At 71.7% G+C, this 3,637-nt stretch carries 3 protein-coding genes and 1 pseudogene; 2 read left to right on the forward strand and 2 right to left on the reverse strand.

What is annotated here, in order from left to right; genetic code table 11:
- Positions 1-1,274, forward strand: a pseudogene (locus AB0C78_RS50545) (alpha-1,4-glucan--maltose-1-phosphate maltosyltransferase); the annotation flags it as partial.
- Positions 1,275-1,520: 246 nt separating this feature from the next.
- Here AB0C78_RS50545 and AB0C78_RS50550 read toward each other — a convergent pair.
- Positions 1,521-2,387: an STAS domain-containing protein gene (locus AB0C78_RS50550; protein ID WP_360762953.1), complete on the reverse strand. Its 867-nt coding sequence runs from the start codon at positions 2,385-2,387 to the stop codon at positions 1,521-1,523.
- Between the two features lie 3 nt (positions 2,388-2,390).
- Entirely contained in the window at positions 2,391-2,723 is a 333-nt protein-coding gene (locus AB0C78_RS50555) for a hypothetical protein (RefSeq protein WP_360762955.1), read from the reverse strand.
- 339 nt (positions 2,724-3,062) lie between these two features.
- Between AB0C78_RS50555 and AB0C78_RS50560 the strand changes: the two genes are divergently transcribed.
- The coding region (locus tag AB0C78_RS50560; RefSeq protein WP_360762958.1) for an alpha-amylase family glycosyl hydrolase at positions 3,063-3,637 on the forward strand (575 nt) is incomplete at its 3' end.

Below are 3,637 nucleotides of genomic sequence, written 5' to 3' on the forward strand. Positions count from 1 at the left end.
CTGCCCGCCATCGCCGACATGGGCTTCGACGTCGTCTACCTCCCCCCCATCCACCCCATCGGCACCAGCCACCGCAAAGGACCCAACAACACCCTCGACGCCGGCCCCTACGACCCCGGCTCCCCCTGGGCCATCGGCTCACCCGACGGCGGCCACGACGCCATCCACCCCGACCTGGGCACCCTCGCCGACTTCGACGCCTTCGTCGCCTACGCCTCCGACCACGGCCTGGAAATCGCCCTCGACCTGGCCCTGCAATGCTCCCCCGACCACCCCTGGGTCACCCAGCACCCCGAATGGTTCACCACCCGCGCCGACGGCACCATCGCCTACGCCGAGAACCCGCCCAAGAAATACCAGGACATCTACCCCCTCAACTTCGACAACGACCCCGAAGGGCTGTACGCCGAAGTCCGCCGAGTGATCCGGCACTGGATGGACCACGGCGTGCGGATCTTCCGCGTCGACAACCCCCACACCAAACCCGTCAACTTCTGGGAACGCCTCCTGGCCGACATCCACCACACCGACCCCGACGTGCTGTTCCTCGCCGAAGCGTTCACCCGCCCGGCCATGATGCACACCCTGGCCAAGATCGGGTTCCACCAGTCCTACACCTACTTCACCTGGCGCAACTCCGCCGACGAACTCACCGACTACTTCACCGAACTCACCGGCCCCGCCGCCGCCTACATGCGCCCCAACGCCTTCACCAACACCCCCGACATCCTCAACGAATACCTCCAGCACGGCGGCCGCCCCGCTTTTGAGATCCGCGCCATCCTCGCCGCCCTCCTGTCCCCCACCTGGGGCATCTACTCCGGCTACGAACTGTGCGAGAACACCCCCGTCCGCCCCGGCAGCGAGGAATACCGCGACTCGGAGAAATACCAGTACCGCCCCCGCGACTGGGAAGCCGCCGACCGCGACAACACCACCATCGCCCCCCTCATCACCCAACTCAACACACTCCGGAAACTGCATCCGGCCTTGCAGCGGCTGCGCAATCTGCGCTTCCACCACGTCGACCAGCCCGAGTTGCTCGCCTTCTCCAAGCGGCACGGCGACGACGTGGTGCTGGCGGTCGTCAACCTCAACCCGCACCAGCCGCGCGAAGCGACGGTCCACCTCGACCTCACCGCGCTCGGCCTCCCGAACGACCCCGAGCGGTCGTTCACCGTCATCGACCAGCTCGACGACGCCACCTACACGTGGCGGCAGCGAACTACGTCCGGCTCGACCCGCACGCGCGTCCCGCGCACGTGTTCACGATCCAGCGGGACGAAGAGCGTCCGGCACCGAACGAAGAGCGCCCGGTCGCCGAGGACGGCGCCGAGCCCGCCGCGCCGTCCCGCGAGCGGGCGGGCCGGACGGGCACGGGCCGTCCCGTCCGCGACTCCCTGCGCGCCGCGCGCGATCGGCTGCGGCCGGGCGGGGCCTGAGCGAAGGGACGGGGCGGCCCGCTCGCATCGGCTCCGCGGTGGCGGACCCCGATGCCGGGGCGGCGGGAAGGCGGCCGGTCAGGCCGGTTCCGCGCCGAGCCGGCCGTCGACGGGACGGCAGGCGGTGAACACCGAGCCGAGCCCCTCGCGGTCGATGATCTCGCGGAGCCGGGCGGGCAGGCCGGGCAGCGACAGGCAGCCGCCCTCCGCGGCGACCCGCCAGCGGATGCCGAGCAGCACCGGCAGCGGGTCGCAGCGCACCCCGAGCCGGTCGCCCATCCGCACCATCAGGTGCCGCAGGTCGCCCTCGACCAGCGAGGTCAGCGTCTCGCCGAGGCGGCGGACGGTGACGGGGTCGAGCACCCCGGACAGCTCCACCACGGTGTGGTCGCCGTCGCCCGCCTCGGCCGTGGTGATCAGCAGTTCGGGCGGGGCGGCGGACGGTGTCGGCGCGAGTCCGGGGTCGGCGGGGTGCAGGGCCCGGATGGCGTCCAGCACGTGGCCGGTGTCGACGGTCGCGGTCCCGCCGGGCGCCACCGGCGCCGCGGTCGCCTCCGCGACGTCCTCGAACACCGGGACGAGGCTGGACAGGCCGGTGAGGTGCAGCGCGCGCCGCACCGGCGCGGCCGTCGCGGGCACCACGGCCCGCAGCGGGCAGCCGAGCAGCTGGGCGCGCGTCTCGGTGCGGGCGAGGAGCACCAGCCCGGACGCGTCCAGCAGGACCGAGTCGCCGAAGTCGACGACGACCCCCTTGCGGGGCCGGGCGGCGGGACGGGCGGCGGCGGGACGGTCAGGGGCGAGCTCGCCGGCGGCCAGTGCCAGCGCCCGGCACACGCCCTCCCTGATCCCGGCGTAGTTGCGCCAGCTGACCTGTGCGGGAAGCCGCAGCACGATGAACCCTCGCCGGGTGTCCGTCCGCAGGCCCGGCACGGTGGTGTCCTTCATCTGTCACATCCCGATCGGGGTACGCGCGGCGGCACGGGCCGGAGCGGACCCGCCGGTGGTCGGCCGTACGGGGGCGGGCGCGGCGGCGGCCCGGCCCGGCGGCACCGGGGCGCGCTCCCCGTCCGGATACGGCGGCCGCGCGCCGCGGACGACGCCCGTGAGCCGGGACGCCGCGAGGCGCTCGATGGTCCGGGCGTCGGGCCGCATCCCGAGATGGGTGCAGCAGCACCACAGGTCGTCCACGCAACGGCGCACGTTCTCGGCCGGAATGTCGGCGAAGCGAACGCGCAGCCGCGCCACGAGGTCATCGCGCGTCGGTACGACCGATGGCGACATCTCCCAGCGCTCCACTGTCCCTCCGATCGCTTTGGACGAGACGAGGACATCGCCCGTCCGGGCTGGTCGTCAGCTGCCCGCGCGGCAGGTTCCGAGCTTGGAAGGGACCTACCCGGGGCCTGCGGCGGAAACGGCGCCGACCCTAAAGATCCGGGCATGACACGCCTGCCGCGCGGCAAGTCCTCCCCCCGGTTCGGGAGCACGTGCGGCGAGCACCGGAGCGGCGGCTTGATTACGGAGAGTACTGAGATTTTTACGGATGGTTGCCTGTCGCGCACGCACCCGCGACGGACGGCGGGAATTGCAGAGCTAGATGTCGCCGACACTCCGGGATGGCCCATGCACGCCCAGCCGAAGTACTTCACCTGCAGCACGTCCGGCCAGGTCGCCGACCCGGAGGCCGATCCCGCGCTCCTCCGCGGCACGCTCGGGGCGGAGCGGGCCGCGCCGGCGGCGGGGGCCGTCCCAGACCCGTTCGCCGAGGACGCTCCGCACACGCCGCACTGGTTCAAGACCGCGGTGTTCTACGAGGTGTCGGTGCGCGGGTTCTGCGATTCCAACAATGACGGCTACGGCGATCTGCGCGGCCTGATCTCCAAACTCGACCACCTCGAATGGCTGGGTGTCGACTGCCTGTGGCTGCTGCCGATCTACCAGTCACCGCTGAAGGACGGCGGCTACGACATCGCGAACTACACCGAGATCCTCCCGGACTTCGGCGAGCTCGGCGATTTCGTCGAGCTGATCGAGGAGTCGCACGCCCGCGGGATCAGGGTCATCGCCGATCTGGTCATGAACCACACCTCGGACCGCCACCCGTGGTTCCAGGCGTCGCGGACGGATCCGGACGGGCCGTTCGGCGACTTCTACATGTGGAACGACACCGACGACAAATACCCCGACGCCCGCATCAT

The organism is Actinomadura sp. NPDC048394 (genome assembly GCF_040651755.1).
In the GTDB taxonomy this organism is placed as follows: domain Bacteria; phylum Actinomycetota; class Actinomycetes; order Streptosporangiales; family Streptosporangiaceae; genus Spirillospora; species Spirillospora montaniterrae.

Excerpts from the sequence above, each read along its gene's own strand:
- AB0C78_RS50555 (WP_360762955.1), bottom strand. The coding sequence starts at position 2,723 with ATGTCGCCATCGGTCGTACCGACGCGCGATGACCTCGTGGCGCGGCTG.
- AB0C78_RS50550 (WP_360762953.1), bottom strand. The coding sequence starts at position 2,387 with ATGAAGGACACCACCGTGCCGGGCCTGCGGACGGACACCCGGCGAGGG.